This is a genomic window from Bacillus sp. FG16 (genome assembly GCF_057809515.1).
On record NZ_JBMDKC010000218.1, the window covers coordinates 1 to 2235 of the forward strand.

Annotated in this window: 1 protein-coding gene; it reads right to left on the bottom strand. The window is 38.7% G+C overall.

Features of this window, described 5'->3' with window-relative positions; genetic code table 11:
- The coding region (locus ACODS7_RS31725; protein WP_488828538.1) for a non-ribosomal peptide synthetase at positions 1-2235 on the bottom strand (2235 nt) is incomplete at both ends.

A 2235-nucleotide genomic window follows, 5' to 3' on the forward strand; every position in this document is an offset into this window, starting at 1 on the left:
AAATTAATAATTGTTCTAAAATATGAGCACCTAAAAAACCTGTCACGCCTGTTAATAAAACACATTGTGGATATTGTTTCGTAAGCTGGAAAGGAACAGACTGTTTACGAATGACCTTGGGTTGATGCATGTCTTGTATTTCACCGTTACTTAGGGCATTTGTACTGGTTTCTATCATCCTATGTTGTCTATCCATCTCTATTTTTTCTGCTAATTTTCCGATTGTTCGATACTGGAAAAAATCTTGTATATGCAATGTTGGAAAATGGGGCTTGAGTTTGACTAACGTCGGCATAATTTTTAAAGAGTGACCACCTAAGGCAAAAAAGTCATCTTGTAGTCCAATCTGTTGCACTCCTAATACTTCTTCCCATACAGTTGCGAGTAACATTTGTATTTCTGTAATCGGGCGTAAAGCATTCTTTTGTTTTCGATAATTCACAGGATATTGTTTCGCAAGTTGCACGACGTCGATTTTTCCATTTGGTGTAACCGGCATTTCTTGTACACATACATACCCTTTTGGCACCATGTATGCAGGAAGAAGATGAGATGCATGGTTGTACACCTCTTCTATATCTATCTTTTCTGTATCAGAACTTGTAAAATAAGCATGTAATTCCTGCTTTTCTTCCTGCAATAACACAACAGCTTGTTGAATGCGTGGTTCTTTTATCAGACTGTCTTCAATTTCTCCTAACTCAATTCGATAGCCTCTCAATTTCACTTGACGATCTCGGCGCCCCATATATTCCACATCACCTTCTTGCGATAGACGTACCAGATCGCCGGTTCGATATAACCTCGCAGATGCTTCTGTAGAAAAAGGATGGGATACAAAAGATTGTGCTGTACGCTCTGGTTGGTTATGGTATCCAATAGCCGTTCCTATACTTTCAATATACAACTCACCAATAACGCCTATAGGACATAGTTGTAGATGTTCATTTAAAATATATATGTTTGTATTGGCAATTGGTTTGCCAATCGGTACATGTGTGCGATCACTTGGTATTTGTTTTGAAATCGGATAATACAGCGCACTCACCGTTGTTTCTGTCGGTCCATACTCATTGACAAGTAAGACAGTATCTTTTAGTTTTGATTGCCAATTTCGAATCGACTCTGCCGATGCAGCTTCTCCTCCCATACTGAGCACACGTAAGAGCTGAAGTTGTTGGATTTGTGTATCGGACAGTTCTGTTGCAAGTTGATTAAAAAAGGCTGTTGCTACATCTGTAATGGTAATCTGATTCGTAAAGATGGCCTTACAATACGCTTGGGCGGAGAAACGTTGTTCCTCATTGAGTAGATGTAACCTCGCCCCCGTTAGTAAAGCAGAAAAAATTTCTGAAACAGACGAATCAAAACTATGAGAATAAAACTGGGAAAATATATCATTCTCTGTTATCTGGAAGGTGCGTGAGCGCCATTCCACTAGATTCAATACACCGTTATGCTTTAATCGTGTTCCTTTTGGACTTCCAGTGGATCCGGATGTATAAATCATATAAGCTGCATCTTCTACACTGTTCCGATTAGGAATATCTTGAACAGACGAAGAACTGAACACATCTTCGATGGTCATCATGTGTCCTTGATAATGTGTTACCTCTTTTTCTAGCTCTACTTTTGTTATCAGTACCATTGCTTGACTATCTTCTAAGATATACTGTATACGTTCAGGGGGGTATTTCACATCAATTGGCACATATGTGCCTCCTGCTTTTAAAACACCTAGCATCGCTATGATACTTTCTACACTTCTCTCTAAGAAAATGGCTACCCGCTCTTGTTTTTGGATACCTAGTTGTAGTAAACCATGTGCCACCTGGTTGGAACGTTGATGAATTTCTTGATACGTATACCTGTTGTGTTCTGTAGAAATGGCGATTGCTTCTGGTCTACGATGCACTTGGTCACAAAAACGTTCCTGTATAGATTGGTAGGGAGGCAATACTAACGCTGTATCATTCAATTGTTGATACAACATACGATCATTTTCAGGTAACAGCTCTACTTCACTAAAAGGTGTCTTAAAATGGTGAATCATTACTTGTACTGTATGAACAAACTGTTGCATGAACCTGGAGATTGTATTTCTTTCAAATAAATCCGAAGCATATTCAAAATGGAATAGAATCTCATCATCCCGTTCTTCACAAGCCAAAGATAAATCAAATTTACTGATGTTTGTCTGCACAGGATGTATTTGATACTGATACGGAGGATGTT